Raw genomic sequence first — 26,880 nt, forward strand, 5'->3', positions numbered from 1 at the left:
TCGACTGCAACCCAGACTATAAACGTTCAGGATACCACGGCTCCGGTAATCAATGCATTGCCTGCAACTGCAACTATATCTTGTTCTGCAACCCCTGAGTTTACTCAAGCAACTGCAACTGACGCTTGTGGTTCTGCTATCGAATTGACTCCGGTTGATGTGACTACCAATGGTGCTTGTGTGGGTTCTTATTCTGTAACCAGAACTTGGACCGCTATAGATGCTTGTGGAAATTCATCGACTGCAACCCAGACTATAAACGTTCAGGATACCACGGCTCCGGTAATCAATGCATTGCCTGCAACTGCAACTATATCTTGTTCTGCAACCCCTGAGTTTACTCAAGCAACTGCAGCTGACGCTTGTGGGTCTACTTTCACTTTGACTTCAGCTGATTTGAGAACTAATGGAACTTGTGCGGGTTCTTATTCTGTAACCAGAACTTGGACCGCTACAGATGCTTGTGGAAATTCATCTACTGCAACCCAAACTATAAACGTTCAGGATACCACAGCTCCGGTAATCAATCCATTGCCTGCAACTGCAACTATCTCTTGTCCTGCAACCCCTGAGTTTACTCAAGCAACTGCAACGGATGAATGTGGTTCTACTATCGAATTGACTCCAGTTGATGTGACTACCAATGGTGCTTGTGCGGGTTCTTATTCTGTAACAAGAACTTGGACCGCTACAGATGCTTGTGGAAATTCATCTACTGCGACCCAGACTATAAAAGTTCAGGATACAACTGCTCCGGTAATCAATCCATTGCCTGCAACTACAACTATATCTTGTCCTGCAACCCCTGAGTTTACTCAAGCAACTGCCACTGACGCTTGTGGGTCTACTTTCACTTTGACTCCAGCTGATGTGAAAACTAATGGAACTTGTGCGGGTTCTTATTCTGTAACCAGAACTTGGACCGCTACAGATGCTTGTGGAAATTCATCTACTGCAACCCAAACTATAAACGTTCAGGATACAACTGGCCCTACAACTACAACTCAGTTTAGTGCAACTGTAAATGTCAATTGTGATGCTATTCCTCCAATACCGGCACTTGTTTTTGTAGATAATTGTTCGGCTGTTGTTTTACCTCAGCCACCATTCCCCATAGTAAGCTTTATCAGAACACAAGACTCTTATTCAATTGTGAGAACATGGAATGTAGCCGATACTTGCGGAAACCAATCCACATTTACTCAGATTGTTAATGTATCTGTTACAAATAGTCTGGTCACAATACCAAGCACAGCTTGTAATAATGGAGAAGTGACAACGGTCAATCTATCTAGTCTATTACCTGTTGGAACTCCTACTACCGGAACTTGGACAGCAGTAAATAATGCTGCAGTCTTACAAGGAGATGTACTTACGGTTTTTGGTCTTCCAATTACAACTCCAGAAAATCCTCCTTATGTTTTCGAATATAAAATTGCTGATGCCGATTGTCCTAGAACTATTCGAGTAAACATGACCATTGATGATACGTGTGGAGGTATAGTGTTGCCTTGTGGTGTGGTATTGGTTCATAACGCTTTCTCCCCTAATGGAGACGGAATAAATGAAAATTTTATTATCGATAATATTGACGATATTAACTGTTACCCTACCAATACGGTTGAAATTTATAATCGTTGGGGAGTATTGGTTTTTGATACTACCGATTATAATAATGCAAGCAGGGTTTTTAACGGTATTTCTCAAGGTAGATCCACTGTAAGTCAGTCCTCTGGTTTGCCTACTGGAACATACTTTTACATCTTGAATTATACTTCAATAGACGGTAATGGTAATATTCAGACCAATAAAAAAGACGGGTATTTATACCTTACAAAATAATTAAATTTAAACACCTGAGGACTCATTTGTCCTCAGGTTATTATTAAAATAGAATCCATTGCTCCTATCTTCAAAATGATAAACGCTAAGAATGTTATCAATTTGATCTGTTGAACTCTTTATTAATTCGTTCGATAGCTAATTTAAAATAATAAATATCTACTATGAAAACAAAACTATTTTCTTTCGTTTTGATGTTTACAGCCATGGTAAGTTTTGCTCAACAAGATGCTCAATTTACACAATATATGTACAACACCATTAATATTAATCCCGCTTATGCAGGATCAAGAGGAGTGCTAAGTATTTTTGCCTTACATCGCACCCAATGGGTAGGGCTAGATGGCGCACCGGTTACTAATGCAGTATCTGTAAATACGCCATTAAATGCAAATAATTTGGGATTAGGAGTCTCTGTCATTAATGATAAGATAGGTCCTACACACGAGAACACTATATCCGCAGATTTGTCCTACACCATCCCTACTTCGGAGACTTTTAAACTTTCGTTTGGGATCAAAGTAACTGCCAATTTATTCGATTTGGATGTCTCCAGACTGAATCCAGTTGATGATGATCGTAGCCTACGTGATTATAGTAATAAATTCACACCTAATATTGGTGCTGGTGTTTATTTACATTCTGATAAGGCTTATGTAGGGTTTTCGGTACCTAACTTTATAGAAACTAATCGTTACGATGATAATGAAGTGGCTATTTTTAAAGAAAAAATCAATTATTACTTGATTGCAGGCTATGTATTTGACTTGACTAATGATATTAAATTCAAACCTGCGGTATTGACCAAAATGGTTGAGGGAGCTCCTCTTCAAGCGGATGTATCGGCAAACTTTATGTTTATAGATAAATTCGTAGTGGGAGTCGCCTATAGATGGAGTGCGGCTTTGAGTGCTATGGTTGGTTTTCAAGTTTCAGAAGGTTTATATATAGGATACGGTTATGATCATGAAACGACCAATTTAAACAACTATAATTCCGGTTCGCATGAAATATTTCTGCGTTATGAATTATTTAAAAATAACAATAAAATCATTACTCCGAGATTCTTCTAAAATCAATTAATATGAAAAATAATATGATTCTTTACATAATAACAACACTAAGCTTTATTTCATTTAAAATTTATTCCCAAAACGAACAATTTTATGTAACCAATAAAGTAAATGACAAATATGCTTACATCGATGTTTTAAAAACCTATGAAAGAATTGCGGAAAAAGGATATAAATCAGTGGATCTGTTTCAAAAATTAGGAAATTCCTATTACTCATTTACTGAACTTGATAAAGCGGCGAAATGGTATTGTGAATTATTTGAAATCACTAGTGATTTAGAACCGGAATATTATAATCAATATGCGCAGTCTTTAATATTTATAGGTGAAGACGGTAAAGCCAATGAAGTATTGGAAAAATTAAAACAAAAATTAGAAGCAATATCTTCTAAAAAAAATCAAAAAAAGATAAAATCATTACTCCACGATTCTTCTAAAAAATAATTATTATGAAAAATATTATACTCCTTTACATAACAATAGTAAGTGTTTTTTCAGTTAACATTTACTCCCAAAAAGCAAGGGTAACTGCAGCCGACAAAAAATATGACAGCTACGCCTACGTTGATGCAATAAAAACCTATGAAAGGGTGGCTGAAAAAGGATATAAATCCGTTGATATGTTTAAAAAATTGGGAAATGCCTATTACTTCAATGGTGAACTGGATAAGGCCGCTAAATGGTACGGTGAATTATTCGCTATGGAGGCAGACACTGATTTGGAAGCAGAATATTACTACCGCTATGCCCAATCTTTACGTTCTATAGGCCAAAATGAAAAGGCGGATGAAATGTTACAAAAATTCATTCAAAAATCAGGAAACGACAGTAGAGGAAAACTTTTTAAAGAAAATCCCAATTATTTAGAGGCCATCAAAGCCAATTCAGGAAGATATCAAGTAGAAGATGCAGGCATCAATTCTAAATACTCTGATTATGGAACTGCAATCTATTCAAACAAGATTGTTTTTGCATCGGCTAGAGATACAGGAAGTTTGGGACACAGAACTAACTCATGGACTGGTCAACCCTTTACAAATTTGTATTCTGCCGATTTAGGAAATAATATGGCTCCGGCAGGACCTAAAAAGTTTGATAAAAACGTAAACTCAAAATTCCATGAAGCCTCTCCTGTTTTTACTGCTGATGGGAATACAATGTATTTTACCCGTAACAACTATCTCGATGGCAAAAAAGGGAAAGACGGAAATGACATTACTTTAATAAAGATATACAAAGCCATTTTGGTGAATGATAAATGGTCCAATGTAACTGAATTGTCTTTTGACAGTAACAATTACAGTACAGCCCATCCCGCTTTAAGTCCTGATGGGAAAACTTTATATTTTGCATCGGATATGCCGGGAACATTAGGCCAGTCTGATTTATTTAAGGTGACAATTAATGAGGATGACAGTTTTGGGACTCCGCAAAATCTCGGAAATACAATTAATACTGAAGGCAAAGAAACCTTTCCATTTGTAAATGATGAAAATGAGATTTATTTTGCATCAGACGGCCATCCAGGTCTTGGAGGATTGGATGTTTTTATGTCCAAAATAAATGCCGATGGAACTTTCAGTGAAGTTAAAAATGTGGGTGCAGATGTAAATTCTCCCAAAGATGACTTTGCTTATTTGATTGATACAAAATCAAGAAGAGGCTTTTTTAGTTCCAATAGAGATGGCGGTCAGGGATATGATGATATTTATAAATTCTTGGAAACTAAAAGGCTAATTTGCGAGCAATTATTGTATGGTGAGATAACCGATCTAGTTACAAAAGAACCACTCATTGATGCAAAAATCAGCCTTTATGATAGTCTATTTAATCTTATTAAAACAACTGTTTCTGATGATAAAGGGAATTATACATTTGAGGTGGAATGTGGAAAAACCTATAATGTGAGAGTTGAAAAACCAGAATACACCACCAAAGAACAAAAAGCAACTATTGCTGAAACAAATGGAAAAACGTATTTGCCTCTCACATTGGAAAAAGCAAAATGCAAAGTGACTATTGGTGATGATTTAGGTAAATGCTTTGAAATAAAAATGATTTACTTTGATTTTGATAAATCTAACATTAGAGAAGAGGCGGCTTTAGATTTAGAAAAAATATTAGACGTTTTAAATCAAAATCCTACCATGAAGTTGGATATCCGTTCGCATACAGATAGTAGAGGAACATTCAAATACAATGAAGAATTATCTGAAAGAAGGGTTAAATCTACGATAGGATGGTTAATCAAAAATGGAGTTAATTCTAATAGGTTGACTGGAAGAGGATATGGTGAAAATCAACTCGTAAACAAATGCACAGATAATGTGACATGTACTGAAGAAGAGCATCAACTCAACAGAAGAAGTGAATTTATAATTACTGCTTTGTAAAAATTAAAAAGAGGCTGCGACTTGGGGAAGACAGCCTCTAATTCCAAAATAAAAAATTCAACTTATATTTTTGCAAAGATGTTAGTGTAATATTTTCTACCATTCGTTGGATTCGCTCTAATTGAAATACCAAAATGAGTAAAATTACCTTCAATATTCTCTTTATGTCCTGTACTTGCTAACCATGCATTCAGAGCTGCTTGAGGAGTACTATAATTATATGCTATATTCTCACTAACGGTTTTAGCACCTAAAACTTTTATTATATTTTCAGAACGAGCAACAAAATCATTATGATTGACTACATTATTAGTAATCATATAATTGACATGTTCTTCTGACTTATAGGACATGTGATTAATTTTTTCCAAAGGATTTAAACCCATACTAATTCTATGATTATTTATTAAATCCATTGTTTGTAATTCTGTTGCAGTATAACTGTATTCAGCTACCTTTAAAGATGAAGTATCTGATGTAGATGATGTAGCACTATCAGAAGAACAAGAATTCAAAATGCATACCACTGAAACAAGCAATAACGTACGGAGCAGATTTAATTTCATAAAAGTAGTAGTTTAAGATTAAAGTAGATTGTGGGGCAAACTTCTTTAATATGTTAACAAATATTTTGCATACTAATATTTAAAACTACATTTTTTATCGTTAAAATACCAAATAAAATCGATGAACTACATTAAAAAAACAACTAATTATGTATATTTCTTACATTAACAACAAATAAACCAGTTTATTTAGAGTGATTTTGTTAGGTTATAAGTAAAAATTAAACAGGAATCTACATACTATATTTCTTACCAAACAACTAGGCTACAAGGTGTTAAATCTAATTTAGATATACTGTAATATTGGATTTAGATAAAGCTTATCATTGAAAAAATAAATACAGAATTTAAATTATAAAAAAAAGAGACTATCTTTTTCGGAAAAGACAGCCTCTAAATTAACTTATATTTTCACGAAAATATTGGTGTAATATTTTTTACCAGCTGAATCCGGACGTACTGAAATTCCAAAATGAGTAAAATTACCTAAAATGTTTGCCTTATGACCAGGACTAGCCAACCAACCATCTACAACAGCCTTAGCAGAAATATAATTAAAGGCTACATTCTCGCCCATACCAGTAGCTCTTAAAACATTCTTAATATCTATATAACGTGCATCAAAACCATCATGATTTATTACGTTGTTGGCAATCATATACTTGTTATGGTCTTCAGCCTTATAAGATATGTAATTTGTTTTTATTAAAGCTTTTAAGCCAACACTAATTCTATAAGTATTTATCAAATCCATGATTTCTACTTCTAAAGCACTAAAAGAATATATTGTTGCAACTGTTATTGACGAAGCTGGTGCTGGTGCTGGTGCTGGTGCTGGTGCTGGTGCGGGAGCAACTGCTGATGGTGTTACGGGAGCAACTGTAGTTGGGTTTGCTGCAGCAACAGCTGTTGGAGTTTCAGGAAAAGTGTAATCAGTACATGAATTCATTACGAATATCAAAGCAATAAGTGATAGCGCTCGAAGAGATTTAAATTTCAAAATAATAGTAGATTAAGTTTAAAGTAGATCGTAAGAAACTTCTTTAAGGAGTTTATAAATATAATGCGAACCTACATATTTTAATACTTAACCGCAACAAAAAAAAACGTTAAAATACACATTATCAGTAATTTAATATGTGCTTTCTTACCTTAGGGAGATAAACGCTCAATTTTCCAAGAAAAATCTTCCTGACTTTTATACCTGATTCGATCATGCAAACGATTGGGTCTTCCTTGCCAAAATTCAACTTCTACAGGAGTAACCAAAAATCCTCCCCAATGCTCCGGTCTTGGAATTACAATTCCTTCATAATCATTTTCTAACTGTTTTAAATTTTCTTCCAAAAAAGAACGTGAAGGAACTACTTCGCTTTGATTGGAAACTATAGCGCCTAATTTACTTCCGTCTGGTCTGGATTCAAAATAATTATCCGAAATCTTTTCAGTCGTTTTTTGGGCAATTCCTTTTATAATAACTTGGCGTTCCATCGTATGCCAAAAAAAAGAAAGACATATTTTAGGGTTTTCGGCAATTGCCTTCCCTTTTTCTGAATTGTAATTGGTATAAAATATAAATCCTTCTTCAGTAAATTTTTTCAACAGTACAACTCTTGATCGTGGAAACCCATCTAAACCAATAGTTGCAACAGTCATGGCATTAACTTCTTCGTTTCCACCAAAATCTTCTACCTCATGAAACCACCTGTTAAAAAGATTAATGGGGTCTTCAGGAATATTAGATTCCAATAACTCACTCTTTTCATAAGATTTTCTGTAATGACTTAAATCTTCCATGTTTTTGATTTTTTTGTTAGCGTATTAATATTTTAACCTAAATTAATGTGCGTATTTAAAACTCAAAACTTTTTCCATCATCGGATAAAAGCACTTCTGGAAAAATAGTTTCGGCTTCTTCTTTAAAAAATTCGATACTTTCATATCGAGTGGAATAGTGTCCTAAAATTAATTGCTTTGCGTTAGCTTTCAATGCAATCATTGCCGCTTCTTTTGCAGTAGAATGCAATGTTTTTTTAGCTAAATTTTCTTCTGATTGCAAAAAAGTAGATTCATGGTATAAAACATTTATATTTTCAATAATTGGAATTATAGATTCATTATACGCTGTATCAGAACAGAAAGCATAATTCTTTGCCGGAACGGGATCAAAAGTTAATTTATCATTTTCAATTACTCTCCCGTCTTCAAGGGCAATGTCTTTTCCGTTTTTTATTTTTTGATAATAACAAGTGTCAATTTCATAATTTTGAACAGCATCTAAATTAAGTTTCCTCTCCCCTATTTTTTCTTGGAACAAAAAACCATTGGTGTAAATTCGATGTTTTAATGGTATGGTTTTTACCATAACCTTTTCATCTTCAAAGATTACTTCACTTTCTGCAGATTCTAATTCATGAAAAAATAAGCCGTAATTAGTCCAGGAATTTGATAATCGCAATTGTAACTTGATGATTTCTTTAATTCCTTTTGGACCATAAATATGCAAATCGGTTGTTCTATTCAATAATGTAAAAGTGGACACTAATCCGACCAACCCAAAAAAGTGATCGCCATGCAAATGCGAAATGAAAATATGATTAATCTTTGAAAACCTGATTTTGTTTTTACGCAATTGCACTTGAGTACCTTCTCCACAATCAATTAAAAAAAGTCTGTTTTTAATTTCTAAAATCTGTGCGGTGGGATTGGTAAAAGTGCGAGGTGTAGCTGCGTAGCAACCAAGAATTGTTAGTTTCAAGTTATGGTGTATCAATTATTGTGTAATTTTTCAAATCAATTAAACGGTTAAACAAATAACCGAATACATTAATTTAAAAACCTAAATCTCTTTCAATCTCTTCCATTTCAATGATATCATTCGCTTCTAATAACGAAGGCACAACCGTTAATTTACTTGGAACTGCATTGTAATCAAAATCTGAGGTGACTACAACAAATGATTTTTTTGCTTTTTTATGCTGTTTTGATAATGGCATAAATAATTTGATGTCATTTGTAGAAAAGTCTTTATAAAGCAAAAGATCAATAATTAGATTATGCTTTTCGAATGTTTTATATTGATGTGTAACTTTCATCAAAAAAGAGGTAAAATCACCTTGTGTGTCTCTAATGGTTATCGTGTGGGTTTTTTGATCTACTTTCATTTTTTTATTAATTTCAGAGAATGCAAAATCGCGAATTTTTTTTAATAGCTAAGTTACTAAGTTTTTCAATAAAATTACTGAATTTTTGAAGCCAAAAGATAAATAACTGCCATCCTTATCGCTACCCCATTTTCTACCTGATTCAAAATTACAGACTGTTGGGAATCAGCAACTTCACTTGTGATTTCAACCCCACGATTAATAGGTCCTGGGTGCATGATAACGATTTCTTTATTGAGTGAATCCAATAATGTTTTATCAACTCCATACTGCTGCGCATATTCTCTTGTTGAAGGAAAATAGTTTACATCCATTCTCTCATTTTGCACGCGCAACATATTGGCCACATCACACCATTCCAGTGCTTTTCTTAAATTAGGTTCCACCGTTACTCCAAGCGATTCAATGTATCTTGGAATTAATGTTTTAGGTCCGCATACTTTCACTTCTGCACCCTGCATTTGCAAAGCGTATATATTAGATAATGCTACTCTGGAATGTAAAACATCACCCACAATAACTACTTTTTTACCAGCCACTTCTCCTAGTTTTTCTCTAATCGAATAACTGTCTAATAAAGCTTGCGTTGGGTGTTCATGTGCTCCGTCACCTGCGTTTACTATGCTTGCCTTTACGTTTTTGGATAGGAAATAAGCGGCTCCTGGATTAGCATGTCTCATGACTACCATATCTACTTTCATCGAAAGGATATTATTTACGGTATCAATTAGTGTCTCTCCTTTTTTGACAGAAGATTGTGCTGCCGAAAAACTAATAACATCTGCCGATAATCTTTTTTGTGCTAATTCAAAAGAAAGTTTTGTTCTGGTACTGTTTTCGAAAAAAATGTTTGCAATGGTAATATCTCGTAAAGAAGGTACTTTTTTTATTGGTCTGTTGATGACTTCTTTAAAATGATCGGCTGTTTCAAAAATTAAGTCAATATCATTCTTGTTGATGTATTTTATACCTAATAAATGATTTACGCTTAATTCTTTCATTTCTTTTTACGATTATTAGTTCTTTAAATAGTTAGATTTTAAACTTATTCCAAATCTAATTTGTTATCAAATAAACGGCATCTTCACCTTCATTTTCTTTCCAACTCACCTTAACTTTCTCATTATTTATAGCATCTACCTGTCTTCCTCTATAATCGGGTTGTATGGGTAAATTTCGGCTGAAACGTCTGTCGATTAAAACCAGCAACTCTATTTCAGAAGGTCTTCCAAAAGATTGAATAGCAGTTAAAGCCGATCTTATACTTCGACCGGTAAATAAAACATCATCTATAAAAATGACTTTTTTATTTTCAACGATAAAATTTATCTTAGTTTTATTTGCTTCTAATGGTTTATCTGTTCTGCGAAAATCATCTCTGAAAAAGGTAATATCCAGATAACCCAATTGAATTTCAGGAGTTTGGTACTCTTTTTCTAATATCTCTTTTAAACGCTCTGCTAAAAAAACACCTCTCGGTTGTATTCCAACTAATATAGTATCCGAAAAATCTAAGTGTTTTTCAATTAACTGACAGGCCAAACGATGCAATATGATAGTAACTTCTTTTGCAGTAAGTAATACTTTTTGACTCATAGTAAAGTGTAGTGTTTGGTTGTACAAATATACGAATTTCGATTTATGATTAATTATAAAGGTCAAAAATAGCTAAACAAATTATTTATAGATTGAAATCATTGTCGCTTTATGCCAGAGATATTCTAAAGATTCTTGCTTATGGGTTGTAAGGCAAGACATACCGAGTGATAATTGGATAAAAATTATTTTTAAAAAATGACTGATAATTATAATCAAATATTTTATTGTCATTTTTAATATAATTGTGAAATTTCACAAGAAACTATAAAAATTATATAACTGTTCAATACTCATATTTTGTACCTTTATGTAAATAAAAACTAAAAACCCATGCAAAAAAAAATAACAAGATTATTGATACTGTTGATAGTGTTAATTTCATTTACAAGCTGTTCAGTAATAGAAGGTATATTTAAAGCCGGTGTTGGTGTTGGTATTTTTATCGTGGTTGCTATAATTGCCATTGTTGTCCTTATTATAAGCAAAGTCTTCGGTAAGAAATAATTAAATATTATCAGCATTTAGAACTTGTTAAAAGGAGTACACTACTATTTACAAAAAACGCCAACTTCTCAGTTGGCGTTTTTTTATAGAGATAAACTATTGTTTAAATAGTATACATTTTAGTTCTCAATTCCTGAACTTTTTCATCATCTAGGTAATCATCAAAAGTCATATAACGGTCAATCGCTCCGTTTGGAGTCAATTCAATAACACGATTAGCAACTGTTTGGGAGAATTCATGATCATGAGTGGTAAAAATTACAGATCCTTTGAAGTTTTTCAATGAATTATTGAAAGCTGTAATGGACTCTAAGTCCAAGTGATTTGTTGGTTCATTAAGCATTAAAACATTTGCTCGTTCCATCATCATTCGAGACAACATACAACGCACTTTTTCTCCTCCGGATAATACTCTGCAGGTTTTCAAAGCTTCCTCTCCCGAGAAAATCATTTTACCAAGAAAACTACGAATATTAACCTCATCACGCTCTTCCTCTGTTTTTACCCACTGACGCAACCAATCTACAAGTGAATAATCGCTCTCAAAAAACGAATGATTTTCTACTGGCAAATAGGCTTGGTTTGTAGTAACTCCCCAATCAAAAGTACCTGAATCCGCTTTTTGGTTTCCATTCAAAATTTCGTAAAATGCAGTTGTTGCACGTGAATCTTTTGAGAAAAGGACAATTTTATCCCCTTTAGCCATATTCAAATCAACTCCTTTAAACAAAATATCTCCATCAATTGAAGCGCTCAAGTTTTGCACATTCAAGATTTGATCTCCCGCTTCACGCTCTTGATCAAAAATAATCGCTGGATAACGACGGCTTGATGGTTTTATATCCGAAATATTCAACTTACTAATCATTTTTTTACGAGAAGTAGCTTGTTTTGATTTGGCCACATTCGCACTAAAACGGCGTATAAATTCTTCTAATTCCTGTTTCTTTTCTTCTGCTTTTTTGTTTTGTTGCGCACGTTGTTTAGCTGCTAATTGGCTTGATTCATACCAAAAAGTATAATTCCCGGAATAATGATTTATTTTACTAAAATCAATATCAGAAATATGGGTACAAACGGAGTCTAAAAAGTGTCTATCGTGAGAAACTACAATTACTGTATTTTCATAGTTTGCCAAGAAATTCTCTAACCAAGCAATGGTTTCAAAATCCAAATCATTGGTAGGCTCATCCATGATAAGTAAATCTGGATTTCCAAAAAGCGCTTGTGCCAAAAGGACACGAACTTTTATTTTACCCTCAAGATCTCCCATTAAAGTGTAATGGTGTTCTTCTGAAATTCCAAGATTTGATAACATCGATGCGGCATCCGAGTCAGCATTCCAACCGTTCATTTCCTCAAATTGTACTTGCAACTCTCCTATTCTATCTGCATTTTTATCATTGTAGTCTAAATACAAAGCATCCATTTCTTTTTTGATCGCGTACAATGTTTTATTTCCCATCATTACGGTTTCAAGAACGGTGCTTTCGTCAAACATATTATGGTTTTGGTTCAAAACCGACATACGTTTTCCTGGTTCCAAATGAATATGTCCTGAAGTAGGATCCATTTCACCTGCAATTATTTTAAGAAAAGTAGATTTTCCAGCGCCGTTGGCTCCGATAACTCCATATATATTACCGTGTGTGAAGGTAGTATTTACTTCATCGAACAAAATTCGTTTGCCAAACTGAACCGATAAATTATTAACTGTTAACATAAATATTTTTTATAAAAATTTTTGCAAAAGTACAAAAAAAATACCAATTTTTATATGTAGCATAGCGCTTAACATTAAAATAGCATTCACAATAAAACTCGATGAAAATTCAACAGTTTTATAAAGCCATCTTCTTTAAAATTAGCAGCTAACCAACCTTAATTTTAGTGATTATTTATTCAAATTTCATTCTTGACTTAATTTTTTCAAACTAGCTAAAACTGCCACTTCAACATCGGCAGGGCTTCTGGAATTAAATTGTTCTAATAAACCATTCAGTACATCAGGATTGACTATTTTTTTGTTTTCTATAACTAATAAAAGTCGCTCCGAAATATCCTTCAGATTTTTGGATAAAGGTAAAAGCGGTTGAATCAGCGGAGCATTCGCACTTAAACTTATTAAATCTGCATCCATAGCAATCCATTTTCTAAAAAAATTAGTTACCAAAGTTTGATTTTCTATGTTTTTATTTTCTAAATAGTTGTTTACCGCTATATCGAAATCATACGCATCAAAAGCATCTGCTGTGCAGGCATCAGCAAATAAAGTCAATGGAGAAAACATAAAGTATTTTTTCCCTCCCCCGTTGCGCTTATAAACCTTCAATGGTTCGCAAACATTAGAAAAATCTCTCAATGCCTTTGAGTCTTGATTATTACAGATGTTTCTTAAAATTACCTCTTTATTTCTAAGATGCATAATACCTAATTCTTCCAATCTAAAAGAGATTGTTTTCAATCTTTTATGCAAACTATTCAAATCGGTAACATTTTCATTAGACCATAATCGTTCCGCTACTGCCGCTGTTCGTGGCCAAATTCTGGAGTCAATATTCAAAGGTGTAACCAATTCGCTCCACATCGTTGCTTCGCCACCTAATATCCTTGCTTTTTCCTGAGCAGTAAGAATAGTGTTTTTTGGTATCGGATCATTCAAATAATGACTTTGAATTCCCAGCATTAAATCTATGTAATACCCATTAGATAAAACTGTTTTGTAACCATTTTTTGCGGCAGCAATGAGAGATCCACCTGGGGAAACACTTTCGTTTAAGCCTTTCCAAGAATGGATTATAGCCTCTTTGGACATGTTTTTTGTCATTATTTCTTCCCAGCCCATTAATTCTTTATTATGTTTTTTTAACATTGGAATCAATTTCATTGTGAAATAGGTCTGCAGTTCATGATTGCTAGCCAATCCATTTTTCTTCTTAAATTCTTGTATTTTAGGATTCGCATCCCATTCTTTTCCTTGATTTTCATCACCGCCTATATGAAAATAGTTCCCTGGAAACAATGGACAAACTTCATCGAAAATCTCACTTAACAGCTGATATGTTTTTGGATTTGTCGGATCTAAGGTTGGTGTGTAAATTCCTGACCTTCTCCCAACTGTATAGGTAACTTCATTGCTTACTTTACTTCCTATTTCAGGAAAAGCCGAAAGTAATGCCGAAGCATGCCCCGGAACATCTATTTCCGGTATTACAAGAATCCCTCTTTGACCCGCATACTTTACAATGGACTTGATTTCTTCCTGAGTATAAAAATACCCATCCGAAGCTAATTCTGTCAGTTTTGGATACTTTTTAATTTCGATTCTCCAGCCTTGATCGTCTGCTAAATGCCAGTGAAAAACATTCATTTTCATCGATGCCATTGCATCCAAATTTCTTTTAATAACATCTACAGGCTGAAAATGCCTTGCTGCATCTATCATTAATCCTCTCCAAGTAAATCTTGGTGAATCCGTGATAATAGCCGTTGGAAAATAAAATGAAATACTTGTATTTTGCAACATTTGCAATAGCGTTTCCAGAGCGTGAAGCGCACCAAGATCTGTTGTAGCATTAATCATTATTTTATTAGACTGGATCTCTAATTGATAACTTTCATCTTCATTTAACCCTACTTTCCCATTTCGAACACAATTAATTTGCAATTCTGCATCGGGAACTTCATTGTTTTTAGTTATAAAAGCCTGTTCCAGAAACAGTCCTGTTCTGCCATCCAATCGTCGTAAAAAATTTGTTGCTCCTATGAAAATTCGAGGATTGGGATTCCCTGTAATATTTACTTTAAAACTTTTGCTTAAAGCAAAATTACCTTCCTTCAAATCTATATTTTGTGGCCAAGGCATAAGATCTAAATGTTCCTCTTTTATTTGTGCATTCGACAAAAAAGGAATAAATAATAGGATTAAGATGTATTTCATGTGTTTCTAATATTCCTTTTAATAATCAAAACGTTTAAAAGCCTCAATAGCTTCGTATTCTGCTAAACCTAAATCATCATACAATTTAGCGGTATGCTTATTCCTATCTTCTGCTCTCACCCAAAATTCTCTGGAGTCATTTCCCTGAAACATCACTCTGTCTTTCTGCGATTGGTGGTACAAAATAGCATGTCGTTTCAGTAAAACTTCATCTGGACTCAAAGGTACGGCCATGTCAATTTCATGAATATCCCATTCATGCCAAGCACCACGATACAACCACAACCAACAATCATTCATATAGGATTCTGGTTTGAGTTGTTTCATTGCCGCAAATATAGCATTAAGACAAACTTCATGGGTGCCATGGGGATCTGCTAAATCTCCTGCAGCGAAAACCTGATGGGGTTTTATTTTTGCAATAACAGCTTGAATAATGGCAATATCTTCAGGACCTAACGGGTTTTTCTTTATTTGACCCGTTTCATAAAAAGGCATATCAAGAAAATGAATATTCTCCTCTTTTAGTCCAATATATCTGCTGGCAGCATAAGATTCACGGCGTCTTATTATTCCTTTCAATTTTCGGACTTCTAATGAATCAATTTCATTCTCGATTTTATTATTTAAAAAATCAATAACCTCTTGAATATTGATTTTACTTTCATTATTACCTACAAAATCGTTGCAAACTTCCGCAAATTTCAAAGCTTCATCATCAGTCACCGCAATGTTTCCAGAGGTTTGATACACCACATGAACATCATGCCCTTGTTTTATTAATTTCGAAAAGGTTCCTCCCATCGAAATAACATCATCGTCTGGATGCGGGCTAAAAAGGATTATTCTTTTCTTAGCAGGAATGGCTCTTTCCGGTCTATTGGAATCATCCGTATTATGCTTACCTCCCGGCCATCCAGTTATAGTATGCTGCAAGACATTGAACATGTTTATATTTAAATCATACGCACAACCTTCTAAAGCCAAAAGATCAGACATTCCGTTGTTATTGTAATCGCGGTCTGTAAGCTTTAATATTGATTGTTTTGTTTCTTGGCAGAGCCAAACAATAGCTTTACGTTTTAATTCTTCTGTCCAGATGCATTCTCCAACTAGCCACGGTGTTTTAAACCTGGTTAACTCTGAAGCTGCTGATTGATCTAGAACAAATGTTGCATTGCTATGATTTTGCAGAAAGGTAGCAGGAATTTCAGAACTGATTTCGCCCTGAATGGTTCTTTTTATGATTTCTGCTTTATTTTGGCCCCAAGCCATCAATACAATTCTTTTTGATTTCAGAATCGTAGACACTCCCATGGTAATGGCTCTTTTGGGAACGTTATCAATTCCGTTAAAATCAGAGGAAGCATCAACTCTGGTAATATGATCCAAAGTAATTATTCGAGTTCCCGAATTAATGTGGGAACCCGGCTCATTAAACCCTACGTGACCAGTACGACCAATTCCCAATAATTGAAAATCAATCCCACCAGCATTTATTATTTTTATTTCATAATCAGTACAATATTGATTTAGGTTTTCAATTGCAACAGTTCCATCTGGAATATTAATATTTTCCGGTTTGATATCAATGTGATTAAAGAGATGCTGGTGCATGAAATAATGATAGCTCTGATTGTTCTCTTTTGTCATTGGATAATATTCATCCAAATTAAAACTGATTACATTTTTAAAGCTCAGTCCATCTTCTTTGTGCATTCGTACCAATTCCTCATAAACCTTTATTGGAGACGAGCCCGTTGCTAAACCTAAAACACAAGGTTTGTTTTTTTCCTGTTTAGACTTAATTAAGTGGGCAATTTCTTGCGCAACAACTACCGAAGCTTCTATTGAGTTTTTGAAAATTTCGTTGTGAATCTTTTCAAATCTAGTTTCTTCAAATTTACCGGCACTTTTATAACTAATGTCTGGTTTAATTGCTAAAGCACTTTTCATTTTGTTCTTTTTAATACTAATTGATAAAGATATGCTTTTTTAAAACGGTAGGATTGATTCCAATCACTTATGTCATGTATTTGTTAAAAGGAACTTTTAAAATAAATCGACTTCAAAAATTCATTTGAATCAACAAAAATTTTGATAAAAATTGCCTTTTTATAACAAATAGTGATTATTCTACAATTCTCACAAAAATTATTCTAATTTATTTTTTTTTAATTTACTTAACAAATATATTTACGGTCTTGTATTAATTTTAACCCAAATAACCCTAAACATTCTAAAACTATGAATACAGAACAAACGAAGTCGAATAATTCGGCTCTTTATACACTGATAACGGTATTCTTCTTTTGGGGATTTATAGGAGCATCAAACGGTGTTTTTATCCCTTTTTGCAAAGCCAAATTTGGTTTAGACCAATTCCAAAGTCAGCTTATCGATTTTGCTTTTTATGGTGCTTACTACATAGGAGCCTTACTCCTTTTTATATTTAGCAGCTTAGCAAAAAATGATATTTTAAATGCTTGGGGTTTCAAAAAAGGAATTATCAACGGTTTATTAGTCAGTACTTTTGGAGCTTTATTAATGATTTTGGCCGTATCTCAAGGAAGTTATTTATTTATTCTGGGCGCTTTATTTATAGTGGCACTGGGTTTTTCTTTACAACAAACCTCTGCACAACCATTCGCGGCTTCATTAGGAGAAGCACACACTGCATCAAACCGATTAAACTTGGCGGGCGGAATCAATTCACTTGGAACTACAATAGGACCAATAGTTGTTTCTTTTGCTTTATTTGGAGTTATTTCTGGTGTAAGTATTGAAGAATTTGCTCAAAAAGAAAACTCATTAGATTCCATGAGAATACTTTATGTATTTGTTGGAGGTTTATTCTTATTAGCTGCCGCTTTATTCTATTTTTCTAAAAAATTACCTTCTGGAAAAAGTGATTCTACTTTTGAACCTGCGAGCAAAGCAATGAAAACGCTTATTGCAATTACCGTAATTTTAGTAGCAATATTTGCTTATATATTTGCTCGTTATGAAGATCCTGAGTTTATAACTCGTTTTATAGAAAATAAAGAAAAGGATTATTTAGGTTTAGGATTAACTGTTGCAACATTATTAATTGTAGTTGTCGGGTTACTATTCGCTAATACTACGGCACAAAAAAATCCTGAAGGATGGGGAGCAATGAAATATCCACAACTAGTTTTGGGAATGTTAGCGTTGTTTACTTATGTAGGAGTTGAAGTAACCATTGGCAGTAATCTAGGATCATTATTAGAAACGGATACTTTTGGTAAAATTGCGGGTCCAGCATTAGCACCGTATATGTCAATGTATTGGGGAAGTTTAATGATTGGTCGTTGGGCAGGAGCAATTTCAGTATTCAACCCATCTTCACAATTAAAGAAAATTTTACTTATCGTAGTTCCTTACGTAGCTTTTGGAGTTGTTTTAGGAGCAAATGCCATCTCAGGTCAAGATATTACACCATTATACGGTTATGCATTTGTAATCTTGTTCCAAATCGCTGGTTTCTTTTTAGGAAAAGATCATCCATCCAGAACATTAATGATTTTTGGACTTATGGGAATGATAGCAATGCTAATTGGTTTATTCACTACTGGAACAACGGCAATCTATGCTTTTATGAGTGGTGGTTTATTTTTAAGTATCATGTGGCCATCTATTTTCTCATTGGCAATCGCTGGTTTAGGAAAATACACTTCTCAAGGCTCAGCCTTTTTAGTAATGATGATTTTAGGAGGTGGAATTATCCCGCCATTACAAGGAAAAATATCCGATATTATTGGGATTCACGATTCTTATTTCATTCCTGTTTTATGTTTCGCTTTTATAGCATTCTATGGTTGGAAAGTGATTGGAATACTAAAAAAACAAGGAATTGGACATGAGATAGAAGTTGGCGGAGGACACTAATTTCAAAATAGAATAACAAACCAAAAAACCAAACCAACCAAAAAACTCCCATTTTGCTAAGCATAATGGGAGTTTTTGTTTATACCGAAATCTCAAATCAGAAATCGTTAATCTGCAATCTTAAATCTATTTATTTCCTTTTTCGAAATCAGCAACAAACTGCGCTAATCCAATATCAGTTAAAGGGTGTTTCAATAAACCGTATATTGCAGAAAGTGGTCCAGTCATAACATCAGCACCAATTTTAGCACAATTTACAATGTGCATTGTGTGACGAACAGACGCAGCAAGAATTTGAGTTTCGTAACCGTAGTTATCGTAAATCAATCTGATTTCTTCGATCAAAGCCAAACCGTCTGTAGATACATCATCCAAACGACCAATAAACGGAGAAACATAAGTAGCTCCCGCTTTAGCAGCCAATAAAGCCTGTCCTGCAGAGAATACTAAAGTCACATTCGTTTTTATTCCTTTATCTGAGAAATATTTAGCAGCCATAACTCCTTCTTTAGTCATAGGTAATTTTACAACGATTTGATCGTGCAAATCAGCTAATTCTTCCCCTTCTTTAATCATTCCGTCGTAATCCAAAGCATTCACTTCGGCACTTACATCACCATCAACTAGATTACAAATATCTACATAATGCTTCAAAATACTGTTTTTTCCAGTAATTCCTTCTTTTGCCATCAATGATGGATTGGTTGTAACTCCATCCAAAACGCCTAATGCTTGTGCTTCCTTAATTTGAGCTAAATTAGCCGTGTCAATAAAAAATTTCATAGTATTTATATATTTAATTGTGTGTTTATAATTGTGTCGTAACCCTCCGTAAATACTGCGGGTCGGGCTTTTTACTATATCTTTTTTTTCTGCTTTTGCTTCGCACAGCATAATAAAAAAGGATACCGTTTCAATCCCTTACGCAAATTCGGTGCAAAATTACAACTTATAATGGTTCATTAGCATTTTTTCATATACTTTATCTGGTAAGACTCTTTTGAGAACAATAGAGAACTTTTGCATAAAAGCCCCTACTTTGTAATGAATTTCGGGTTCCAGAGTTTGGATAATTTTATACACCGCTTGTGCCATTTCGTTTGGATTGCTGCCGCTGTCCACATGTTCATCCATCATTTTTAATGTATTTCCGTAAGGAATTTCATAAGCAGAACCTGTAATTAATGGCGCATGGAAACGTCCCGAAGCGATATTTGTGGCAAAATCACCCGGCGCAACATTAGTAATATGAATGCCAAACGACTTTACTTCCATTCGCAATGCCTCGGTTATCAACTCTAAAGCTCCTTTTGAAGCCGAATAAATACTTCGATACGGCAAACCCATATATCCTGCGATAGAAGTGACATTAATGATTAATCCCGATTTTTGTGTGCGCATTTGTGGCAAGACCGCTTTCATCACTTCAATTGGCCCAAAGAAATTGGTTTCAAAATTATTTTTGATTTCATGCATTGGAATTTCTTCCAATGGTCCGGTAATTCCAACACCAGCATTATTAATTACAACATCCAGTCTTCCAGAAATCGCAATTATTTTGGCTACAGCCGCATGAATGGAATCTGTATCCCGAACATCTAAAGCTACTAAAGGAAAAACCGAATTTAAAACCCGTTCCGGATTTCTGCTGGTTCCATAAACAATAAAACCTTTATGATGCAAAAATTCACCAATGGATTTTCCGATTCCCGATGAACCTCCTGTAATCAGAACTACTTTATTATTCATGTTGTTTGATATATCTTGATGTTTATGATGCTAAAGGTCCAAAAATAAAAAAATCCTCCCGAAGGAAGACTACTTTTGTACGAAATAATTCAAAAAAAAATCTTCCGAATTGGAAGATTAAAAAAAATGGCAAGCGACCTACATCGCACCGCTCAACCACGTACCCTTGCTATGTTCCCATCCTGGGGGAGTCTGCAGGAGCTGGTCGTGTAGGACTTGCCGGTGCAAATATACAATACTTTTTATATTTTCGCAATACCTTTGCACCTATAAAATAACGTTGTATATTGGGGTATTAAAATTTTAAACTATGAAAAATTATAACTTCCTATCTATCATTTTATTAGGAATTACGTTAGCAAGTTGCAACGATACAAAAAAAGGCGAAAATTCTATATTTACCATCGATAATACTACTTTTAAGGCACAATATCAGCCTCAAGAGTCACTACAAGTAGCGATTTTAAACCCTAATGACAAGGCTGTCGACAGTATTATTTATTATGTCAATGATAAAAAAATAGCTTCAAAAAAACGTCTTGAAAAATTGACTTTTGAATTAAAAGACCAAAAATTAGGCTACCAAAACCTAAAAGCTTTAGTTTATTTTGGAGGTGAAAACTCAGAAGCTACAGCAAGAATCGAATTAGTTTCGAATGTGAAACCAAAATTGTTGAATTACAAAATTGTAAATACGTTTCCGCACGATACAACCTCTTTCACGGAAGGATTAGAATTTTATAAAGATACTTTATATGAAAGCACCGGATTAAAAGGCAATTCATACTTTAGAAAATACGATTATCGAACAGGAAAAGTTTATAAACAAATTAATCTTGATGCCAAATATTTTGGAGAAGGGATTACTTTTATAAATGATAAAATGTATCAATTGACTTGGGAAGAAAAAACAGGTTTTATTTACAATGCAAAAACATTAAAATTAGAAAAAACCTTTGCTTACGATAAAGATATTGAGGGTTGGGGAATGACAAATGATGGAAAATATATTTATCAAACCGACAAAACAGAAAAAATCTGGAAAATGGATCCCAATACCCAAAAAATGATTGATTATATCAATGTGTATTTAGGAGGTTCTAAGATAAAATCTGTAAATGAATTAGAATGGATTAACGGAAAAATTTATGCCAATGTATGGCAAAAAGATGCAATTGCGGTTGTAAATCCTAACAATGGTGCGGTAGAAGGAATTTTAGATATGTCAGGTTTGAGAAAATTAATTAATGTTACTCCTGAAGATTATTTAAACGGAATTGCTTACAACCCGAAAACTAAAACCATATTTGTTACCGGAAAAAACTGGGACAAAATGTTTGAAATAACGGTTTCAGAGTAATTTTATAAAAAATGAAAACCTTAATCATCAATATCAAGGAATTACTTCAGGTTCGGGATTCTTCCATTTTGAAAGTATCCGGTGCTGAAATGGCGATTCTTCCAACAATCAAAAATGCCTATTTGGTAATTCAAAATGGCCTTATTTCTGATTTTGGTTCAATGGACGATTTACCTAATATCAATCCCGAAAAGTGTATTGACGCAGACGGAAAAATGGTTTTACCTTCCTGGTGTGACAGCCATACCCATATAGTTTATGCAGGGAACAGGGAGCAAGAATTCGTCGATAGAATAAATGGGTTGACTTATGAAGAGATTGCCAATCGTGGCGGTGGAATTTTAAATTCGGCAAAAAAACTGAATGAAGCCACTGAAGAGGAGATTTATGACCAATCAAAAAATAGACTGGAAGAAGTCATGCGTATAGGAACTGGGGCTGTCGAAATCAAATCAGGTTACGGATTGACAGTTGATGGAGAGTTGAAAATGCTTCGCGTAATTCAACGTTTAGCGCAAAATTACCCTATAACCATAAAAGCTACTTTTCTGGGAGCTCATGCATTCCCATTAGAATACGCAGCAAACCATAAAGGCTACATTGATTTAATCATTAACGAAATGCTTCCTGAAATTGCCAAAAATAAACTAGCTGATTATATAGATGCATTTTGTGAAACCGGATATTTTACAGTTGAAGAAACGGAACAAATCATGGAAGCCGGAATTAAATATGGTTTAAAACCAAAAATTCATGTCAATCAGTTCAACTCTATTGGAGGAATTCAAGCTGGAATAAAATACAAGGCGATTTCTGTAGATCATCTAGAGATTATGAAACCCGAAGATATTGAATCCCTAAAAAATACAGAAACAATGCCTGTTGCTTTGCCTTCGTGTTCTTATTTCTTGAGTATTCCATATACTCCAGCGCGGGAAATGATTGCCGCGGGACTTCCTTTAGCGCTGGCAACAGATTACAATCCAGGTTCTACTCCATCCGGAAATATGAATTTTGTAGTGGCAACTGCTTGCATCAAAATGAAAATGACTCCAGAGGAAGCCATCAACGCGGCCACACTTAATGGTGCCTATGCCATGGGTATTTCTGAGACCCACGGCAGTATCACAATTGGTAAAAAAGCCAATCTGATTATTACAAAACCTATTCCCTCTTACTATCAATTACCTTATGCTTTTGGCAGTAATCTAATTGATACTGTAATCATAGAAGGAAAAATATTTGCATAAAAAAAAGAGGAACGGAAGTTCCTCTTTTTTTGATTGAATCCTTTAGACTATTATTTTAAAGTAAAACTTGTTTTAGAAACCAATTGATCTTTATCAAATATGTTTACAAAATAAGTCCCTTTTGGAAAGTCTTTTCCACGTAAATTTTCTGTAACATCAACTGTTTTATTTTCATAATTAACATTAGACACAAAACTATATGTTAGAATATTATCACCAAAATTTTCTGTTTTTTTGTCTCCTAAAACATTGTTTTTGCTGTCAATTACCTGAACAAAATAGGATTTAGTCCCTGATTGCGCTACTTGATTTTCAGCAATAGTAAAACTGATTTTAAGAACATCCGCTCTACTTGCTTTATCGGTAGCAACTTCTGCTCCAGAACTTTTTAATTTATAAGCTGAACCTCTCGTATTCAAAACAGTTAATTTTGCTGCTTTTTCTACCACTTTAGATAATTCTTCATTTTGTCCGGCTAATGCTTCATTGGATTTTTTAGCTTCTCCTAATACCACAACTGTACTATCACGTTGCGTAGTTAAGGTTGTATTTTCTTTTTTCAAACCTTCATTCTCAGCCATCATAACTTTCATTTTTGACTGTAAAGCAATAGATTGTGTTCTGTATTTTGCCAAAGAAGCTACATCCCCTTTTGATTTACTAAGATCACTCATTAAGTTCACCACTTTATCTCTTTCTAGAGTTAACTCATCGGACATAGAAGTGTTTTCAGCTATTGCAGCATCGTAAGTAGATTTCAGTCCTTGTAAATCTTTCATTACTGTCTCCTTTTCGGTTAAAGTTGACTTTAATTCTGTTTTTACAATATTTGTTTCAGATGTCATTTTAAAAATATACACCAAACTTCCCACTAACAAAACTGCTAAAACCACTACAACGGCTTTTAAACTTGAGCTACTTTTTTGATTTTCCATTTTTTATTTTTTATAATTAAATTGTAATATAATGACTTGATAACGTAAATTTACACAATTATATTATTTTTAACACTATTTTTTTTTAACAATGGAAAAGATTATCCCTTTTACAACCAATGATCTTGCAAGAATTACAAACCATAGAAGTGGTGAAATAAAATTTGGAGAGAAAATGATAATAGTGCCGAAAGACACTGATACGATTGCGTTTCTTAAAACTAGTGAAGCTAAATATGTCTTATTTGGAATACCCGAAGATATTGGCATCCGAGCTAATTTTGGAAGACCAGGAGCTGCATCAGCTTGGGATAGTGCTATAAAGAGTATTGCAAATATCCAGCATAACCGTTTTTGCAAAGGAAATCAATTAATTGTTTTAGGGCAATTAGATGTCACAACAGAAATGAAAGATGTTGAACATTTAGATTTTAATGACATTGATGATCGGGCCAAATTAAGTCAATTAGTGGCACAAATAGATAAAGATGTTTCTCATATTATTTTTAATATCGTAAAATTAGGAAAAACTCCGATAATCATTGGCGGAGGACATAATAATTCGTACGGAAATATTAAAGGATCGGCTTTAGCCAAAGGCAAACCGGTAAATGCCATCAATTTTGATGCCCATTCCGATTTTAGAATTTTAGAGGGACGACACAGCGGGAATGGTTTTTCCTATGCCTTCGAAGAAGGATTTCTGAGAAAATATTTCATTTTTGGTTTACACGAAAACTACACCTCTAAAAGTGTTTTGGATATAATTAAAAAAATTGAAGATCGGGTACGCTACAATACGTATGACAGTATTAATATTAGAAAGGAAAAAGAGTTCAATCAAGAGATGGAACACGCTTTAGAATTCATAAATGATGATTTCTACGGAATCGAAATTGATTTGGATGCTATTCCTAATATTGCCTGCAGCGCAATGACGTTGAGCGGTTTCTCTGTCGAACAATTACGCCAATTTGTTTCTTTTTTCGCAAAATATAAAAATGCAACTTATTTACATATTTGCGAAGGTGCGCCCGATTTAGGAGAAGATAAAAACAATCATTTAATTGGGAAACTCATTGGTTATCTTGTTACTGATTTTATAAAATCGAACCAACAAATTGTTTAACTGTTTAATCGATAAATCGGTTAAACGAATAACCGATTAACCTAATTGATAAATAACACTATCTTTGCAGCACTATCTATTTACTTAATACAAGATATTTAATATTAAAAATATGTTATTCGAAGATTTTTCACTTTCAAAAAGTATACAAAGAGCCGTATTTGAGCAAGGCTATTTAGAAGCAACTCCAATACAAGAACAAGCTATTCCAATCGTTTTATCAGGTAGAGACATGATTGGTTGCGCACAAACCGGTACCGGAAAAACTGCTGCTTTTGCCATTCCTATTATTCATCAATTGCACAGAATTGTAGGTTCATCTAAAAAAGCAAGCCCAATTCGCGCCCTAATAATTACGCCTACAAGAGAATTAGCCGTTCAAATTGGACAAAATTTTGACCAATACGGAAAATATACAAACTTAGTCCAACTCACGATTTTTGGAGGAGTTTCTCAAGTGCCACAAGTGGATACACTAAGAAAAGGTGTAGATGTCTTGATTGCCACTCCTGGACGTTTGCTCGATTTAGTAAAGCAAGGTTTTATTGATTTAGATCATTTGCATACTTTGGTTCTTGATGAAGCCGATCAAATGCTTGATATGGGATTTGTAAATGATGTCAAAAAAATTGTGAAATTGACACCTAATAATAGACAAACACTTCTTTTCTCTGCAACAATGCCAATCGCTATAAGAGAATTAGCCGAAATGTTTCTAAAAGATCCTGTTACTGTTAACGTTTCTCCAGTATCTTCTACAGCTGAAAACGTGGAGCAAAGAGTTTATTTTGTTGAAAAAACAGAAAAAAGAAACTTATTATATCATTTAATTAAGAATGAAAATCTGTCTGATGTGCTGGTTTTTTCAAGAACCAAACACGGGGCAGATAATGTTGTTAAAGCACTCCGAAAAAATAATATTGCTGCTGAAGCAATTCATGGTGACAAATCTCAAAATGCACGACAACGTGTTTTAGATGCTTTCAAAAATAAAGAAATTGGTGTTTTAGTAGCAACTGATATTGCCGCCAGAGGAATTGATATTGACCAACTGCCATTTGTTATCAATTTCGATTTACCAAATATTCCTGAAACCTACGTGCATCGAATTGGTAGAACCGGTCGTGCCGGTAATGGTGGAGTTGCCATTTCTTTTTGCAGCAAAGACGAGCATACGTATTGGAAAGACATTCAAAAACTGATAAAAGTGGATGTAAAAATTGTAAGCGACCATCCTTATCTCTGGCATTCAGGAAACCCGGAAATGGCTCCTGGAGCAAAACAAAACAACTCCAATCGAAGTGGTGGTGCTCATAAGTCAAGAAAATCTGAAGTTTCAAAACAGAATAAAAAACGTTGGTATTAATCTATCTTAGTTTAAATTTAGACCTTAACGAAATGCCATCAAATAAGAAATAGAATATTTATTTTATTTTCAACAATTAAAAATCGTTAAATCATTGGA

Annotated in this window: 24 protein-coding genes and 1 other RNA gene; 11 read left to right on the top strand and 14 right to left on the bottom strand. The window is 33.9% G+C overall.

Translation table 11 applies throughout. From position 1 onward, the window contains the following. From ACFX5E_RS08755 to ACFX5E_RS08770, 4 genes are all read left to right on the top strand, one after another. The coding region (locus ACFX5E_RS08755; RefSeq protein ID WP_379854827.1) for an HYR-like domain-containing protein at nucleotides 1–1,842 on the top strand (1,842 nt) is incomplete at its 5' end. 164 nt (nucleotides 1,843–2,006) lie between these two features. Continuing rightward, complete coding sequence (locus ACFX5E_RS08760; protein ID WP_379854828.1) at nucleotides 2,007–2,915, top strand: PorP/SprF family type IX secretion system membrane protein; 909 nt, start codon at nucleotides 2,007–2,009, stop codon at nucleotides 2,913–2,915. An 11-nt stretch (nucleotides 2,916–2,926) separates the two neighbouring features. Further along, the gene (locus tag ACFX5E_RS08765; RefSeq protein ID WP_379854829.1) at nucleotides 2,927–3,361 is read left to right on the top strand and encodes a tetratricopeptide repeat protein; all 435 of its coding nucleotides are present in this window, start codon (nucleotides 2,927–2,929) and stop codon (nucleotides 3,359–3,361) included. Between the two features lie 5 nt (nucleotides 3,362–3,366). Continuing rightward, complete coding sequence (locus tag ACFX5E_RS08770) at nucleotides 3,367–5,310, top strand: OmpA family protein (RefSeq protein ID WP_379854830.1); 1,944 nt, start codon at nucleotides 3,367–3,369, stop codon at nucleotides 5,308–5,310. 62 nt (nucleotides 5,311–5,372) lie between these two features. On the opposite strand, the gene ACFX5E_RS08775 is transcribed toward ACFX5E_RS08770, so the two are convergent. Beyond that, nucleotides 5,373–5,876 (bottom strand): CAP domain-containing protein, encoded by a 504-nt coding sequence (locus tag ACFX5E_RS08775; protein ID WP_379854831.1) that lies wholly within the window; start codon nucleotides 5,874–5,876, stop codon nucleotides 5,373–5,375. A 403-nt stretch (nucleotides 5,877–6,279) separates the two neighbouring features. Next, nucleotides 6,280–6,630 carry a CAP domain-containing protein gene (locus ACFX5E_RS08780; RefSeq protein WP_379854832.1) on the bottom strand — a complete coding sequence of 117 codons (351 nt, stop codon included), beginning with the start codon at nucleotides 6,628–6,630 and terminating at the stop codon, nucleotides 6,280–6,282. Between ACFX5E_RS08780 and ACFX5E_RS08785 the strand changes: the two genes are divergently transcribed. Continuing rightward, nucleotides 6,629–6,808 (top strand): hypothetical protein, encoded by a 180-nt coding sequence (locus ACFX5E_RS08785; RefSeq protein ID WP_379854833.1) that lies wholly within the window; start codon nucleotides 6,629–6,631, stop codon nucleotides 6,806–6,808. The two genes, ACFX5E_RS08780 and ACFX5E_RS08785, sit on opposite strands and share 2 nt — an antisense overlap. A gap of 220 nt (nucleotides 6,809–7,028) precedes the next feature. Here the strand turns inward: ACFX5E_RS08785 and pdxH are convergent, their stop codons facing one another. The 5 genes from pdxH to pyrR form a co-directional block, all read right to left on the bottom strand. Continuing rightward, a complete protein-coding gene (gene pdxH, locus ACFX5E_RS08790; protein WP_379854834.1) occupies nucleotides 7,029–7,673 on the bottom strand; it encodes a pyridoxamine 5'-phosphate oxidase in 645 nt (214 codons plus the stop codon). Between the two features lie 55 nt (nucleotides 7,674–7,728). Then, nucleotides 7,729–8,634, bottom strand: a complete 906-nt coding sequence (locus ACFX5E_RS08795) for a ribonuclease Z (RefSeq protein WP_379854959.1) — start codon at nucleotides 8,632–8,634, stop codon at nucleotides 7,729–7,731. A gap of 73 nt (nucleotides 8,635–8,707) precedes the next feature. Then, nucleotides 8,708–9,040, bottom strand: coding sequence for a ribonuclease Z (locus ACFX5E_RS08800; protein ID WP_379854835.1), 333 nt, complete (start codon nucleotides 9,038–9,040; stop codon nucleotides 8,708–8,710). 74 nt (nucleotides 9,041–9,114) lie between these two features. After that, nucleotides 9,115–10,041, bottom strand: a complete 927-nt coding sequence (locus tag ACFX5E_RS08805; RefSeq protein ID WP_379854836.1) for an aspartate carbamoyltransferase catalytic subunit — start codon at nucleotides 10,039–10,041, stop codon at nucleotides 9,115–9,117. A 55-nt stretch (nucleotides 10,042–10,096) separates the two neighbouring features. Continuing rightward, on the bottom strand, nucleotides 10,097–10,636 hold the full coding sequence (gene pyrR, locus ACFX5E_RS08810; RefSeq protein WP_379854837.1) for a bifunctional pyr operon transcriptional regulator/uracil phosphoribosyltransferase PyrR: 540 nt from the start codon (nucleotides 10,634–10,636) through the stop codon (nucleotides 10,097–10,099). 333 nt (nucleotides 10,637–10,969) lie between these two features. Between pyrR and ACFX5E_RS08815 the strand changes: the two genes are divergently transcribed. Continuing rightward, nucleotides 10,970–11,143, top strand: coding sequence for a hypothetical protein (locus tag ACFX5E_RS08815; protein ID WP_379854838.1), 174 nt, complete (start codon nucleotides 10,970–10,972; stop codon nucleotides 11,141–11,143). Between the two features lie 103 nt (nucleotides 11,144–11,246). Here the strand turns inward: ACFX5E_RS08815 and ACFX5E_RS08820 are convergent, their stop codons facing one another. The 3 genes from ACFX5E_RS08820 to nagB form a co-directional block, all read right to left on the bottom strand. After that, the gene (locus ACFX5E_RS08820) at nucleotides 11,247–12,866 is read right to left on the bottom strand and encodes an ABC-F family ATP-binding cassette domain-containing protein (protein ID WP_073205878.1); all 1,620 of its coding nucleotides are present in this window, start codon (nucleotides 12,864–12,866) and stop codon (nucleotides 11,247–11,249) included. A gap of 186 nt (nucleotides 12,867–13,052) precedes the next feature. Beyond that, complete coding sequence (locus ACFX5E_RS08825) at nucleotides 13,053–15,083, bottom strand: beta-N-acetylhexosaminidase (protein ID WP_379854839.1); 2,031 nt, start codon at nucleotides 15,081–15,083, stop codon at nucleotides 13,053–13,055. 18 nt (nucleotides 15,084–15,101) lie between these two features. Continuing rightward, entirely contained in the window at nucleotides 15,102–17,039 is a 1,938-nt protein-coding gene (nagB, locus tag ACFX5E_RS08830) for a glucosamine-6-phosphate deaminase (protein ID WP_379854840.1), read from the bottom strand. A 291-nt stretch (nucleotides 17,040–17,330) separates the two neighbouring features. Between nagB and ACFX5E_RS08835 the strand changes: the two genes are divergently transcribed. Then, a complete protein-coding gene (locus ACFX5E_RS08835; RefSeq protein WP_379854841.1) occupies nucleotides 17,331–18,992 on the top strand; it encodes an MFS transporter in 1,662 nt (553 codons plus the stop codon). A gap of 126 nt (nucleotides 18,993–19,118) precedes the next feature. Here the strand turns inward: ACFX5E_RS08835 and fsa are convergent, their stop codons facing one another. The 3 genes from fsa to ffs form a co-directional block, all read right to left on the bottom strand. Continuing rightward, the gene (fsa, locus tag ACFX5E_RS08840) at nucleotides 19,119–19,775 is read right to left on the bottom strand and encodes a fructose-6-phosphate aldolase (RefSeq protein WP_035672771.1); all 657 of its coding nucleotides are present in this window, start codon (nucleotides 19,773–19,775) and stop codon (nucleotides 19,119–19,121) included. 159 nt (nucleotides 19,776–19,934) lie between these two features. Further along, complete coding sequence (locus ACFX5E_RS08845) at nucleotides 19,935–20,741, bottom strand: SDR family oxidoreductase (RefSeq protein ID WP_379854842.1); 807 nt, start codon at nucleotides 20,739–20,741, stop codon at nucleotides 19,935–19,937. Nucleotides 20,742–20,865: 124 nt separating this feature from the next. Then, an RNA gene (gene ffs / locus ACFX5E_RS08850) (signal recognition particle sRNA small type) lies at nucleotides 20,866–20,963 on the bottom strand. A gap of 88 nt (nucleotides 20,964–21,051) precedes the next feature. On the opposite strand from ffs, the gene ACFX5E_RS08855 reads away from it, so the two are divergent. Together ACFX5E_RS08855 and hutI are read left to right on the top strand one after the other, a co-directional pair. Then, nucleotides 21,052–22,101: a glutaminyl-peptide cyclotransferase gene (locus tag ACFX5E_RS08855; RefSeq protein WP_379854843.1), complete on the top strand. Its 1,050-nt coding sequence runs from the start codon at nucleotides 21,052–21,054 to the stop codon at nucleotides 22,099–22,101. Between the two features lie 11 nt (nucleotides 22,102–22,112). Beyond that, nucleotides 22,113–23,351, top strand: coding sequence for an imidazolonepropionase (hutI, locus tag ACFX5E_RS08860; RefSeq protein ID WP_379854844.1), 1,239 nt, complete (start codon nucleotides 22,113–22,115; stop codon nucleotides 23,349–23,351). Nucleotides 23,352–23,401: 50 nt separating this feature from the next. On the opposite strand, the gene ACFX5E_RS08865 is transcribed toward hutI, so the two are convergent. Next, a complete protein-coding gene (locus ACFX5E_RS08865; protein ID WP_379854845.1) occupies nucleotides 23,402–24,286 on the bottom strand; it encodes a hypothetical protein in 885 nt (294 codons plus the stop codon). 91 nt (nucleotides 24,287–24,377) lie between these two features. Between ACFX5E_RS08865 and ACFX5E_RS08870 the strand changes: the two genes are divergently transcribed. Together ACFX5E_RS08870 and ACFX5E_RS08875 are read left to right on the top strand one after the other, a co-directional pair. Next, on the top strand, nucleotides 24,378–25,415 hold the full coding sequence (locus ACFX5E_RS08870) for a formimidoylglutamase (RefSeq protein ID WP_379854846.1): 1,038 nt from the start codon (nucleotides 24,378–24,380) through the stop codon (nucleotides 25,413–25,415). A 112-nt stretch (nucleotides 25,416–25,527) separates the two neighbouring features. Beyond that, nucleotides 25,528–26,781, top strand: a complete 1,254-nt coding sequence (locus tag ACFX5E_RS08875) for a DEAD/DEAH box helicase (RefSeq protein WP_379854847.1) — start codon at nucleotides 25,528–25,530, stop codon at nucleotides 26,779–26,781. Nucleotides 26,782–26,880: the final 99 nt, after the last annotated feature.

The sequence above is a fragment of the Flavobacterium xylosi genome (assembly GCF_042787345.1).
In the GTDB taxonomy this organism is placed as follows: domain Bacteria; phylum Bacteroidota; class Bacteroidia; order Flavobacteriales; family Flavobacteriaceae; genus Flavobacterium; species Flavobacterium xylosi.

Coding starts and splice junctions, on each gene's coding strand:
- ACFX5E_RS08835 (WP_379854841.1), top strand. CDS start 17,331: ATGAATACAGAACAAACGAAGTCGAATAATTCGGCTCTTTATACACTG.
- ACFX5E_RS08785 (WP_379854833.1), top strand. CDS start 6,629: ATGATTTCTACTTCTAAAGCACTAAAAGAATATATTGTTGCAACTGTT.
- pyrR (WP_379854837.1), bottom strand. CDS start 10,636: ATGAGTCAAAAAGTATTACTTACTGCAAAAGAAGTTACTATCATATTG.
- ACFX5E_RS08845 (WP_379854842.1), bottom strand. CDS start 20,741: ATGAATAATAAAGTAGTTCTGATTACAGGAGGTTCATCGGGAATCGGA.
- ACFX5E_RS08820 (WP_073205878.1), bottom strand. CDS start 12,866: ATGTTAACAGTTAATAATTTATCGGTTCAGTTTGGCAAACGAATTTTG.
- ACFX5E_RS08800 (WP_379854835.1), bottom strand. CDS start 9,040: ATGAAAGTAGATCAAAAAACCCACACGATAACCATTAGAGACACACAA.
- ACFX5E_RS08780 (WP_379854832.1), bottom strand. CDS start 6,630: ATGGATTTGATAAATACTTATAGAATTAGTGTTGGCTTAAAAGCTTTA.
- ACFX5E_RS08775 (WP_379854831.1), bottom strand. CDS start 5,876: ATGAAATTAAATCTGCTCCGTACGTTATTGCTTGTTTCAGTGGTATGC.
- ACFX5E_RS08805 (WP_379854836.1), bottom strand. CDS start 10,041: ATGAAAGAATTAAGCGTAAATCATTTATTAGGTATAAAATACATCAAC.
- ACFX5E_RS08815 (WP_379854838.1), top strand. CDS start 10,970: ATGCAAAAAAAAATAACAAGATTATTGATACTGTTGATAGTGTTAATT.
- ACFX5E_RS08855 (WP_379854843.1), top strand. CDS start 21,052: ATGAAAAATTATAACTTCCTATCTATCATTTTATTAGGAATTACGTTA.
- ACFX5E_RS08865 (WP_379854845.1), bottom strand. CDS start 24,286: ATGGAAAATCAAAAAAGTAGCTCAAGTTTAAAAGCCGTTGTAGTGGTT.
- ACFX5E_RS08870 (WP_379854846.1), top strand. CDS start 24,378: ATGGAAAAGATTATCCCTTTTACAACCAATGATCTTGCAAGAATTACA.
- nagB (WP_379854840.1), bottom strand. CDS start 17,039: ATGAAAAGTGCTTTAGCAATTAAACCAGACATTAGTTATAAAAGTGCC.
- hutI (WP_379854844.1), top strand. CDS start 22,113: ATGAAAACCTTAATCATCAATATCAAGGAATTACTTCAGGTTCGGGAT.
- pdxH (WP_379854834.1), bottom strand. CDS start 7,673: ATGGAAGATTTAAGTCATTACAGAAAATCTTATGAAAAGAGTGAGTTA.
- ACFX5E_RS08770 (WP_379854830.1), top strand. CDS start 3,367: ATGAAAAATATTATACTCCTTTACATAACAATAGTAAGTGTTTTTTCA.
- ACFX5E_RS08825 (WP_379854839.1), bottom strand. CDS start 15,083: ATGAAATACATCTTAATCCTATTATTTATTCCTTTTTTGTCGAATGCA.
- ACFX5E_RS08765 (WP_379854829.1), top strand. CDS start 2,927: ATGAAAAATAATATGATTCTTTACATAATAACAACACTAAGCTTTATT.
- ACFX5E_RS08875 (WP_379854847.1), top strand. CDS start 25,528: ATGTTATTCGAAGATTTTTCACTTTCAAAAAGTATACAAAGAGCCGTA.
- fsa (WP_035672771.1), bottom strand. CDS start 19,775: ATGAAATTTTTTATTGACACGGCTAATTTAGCTCAAATTAAGGAAGCA.
- ACFX5E_RS08760 (WP_379854828.1), top strand. CDS start 2,007: ATGAAAACAAAACTATTTTCTTTCGTTTTGATGTTTACAGCCATGGTA.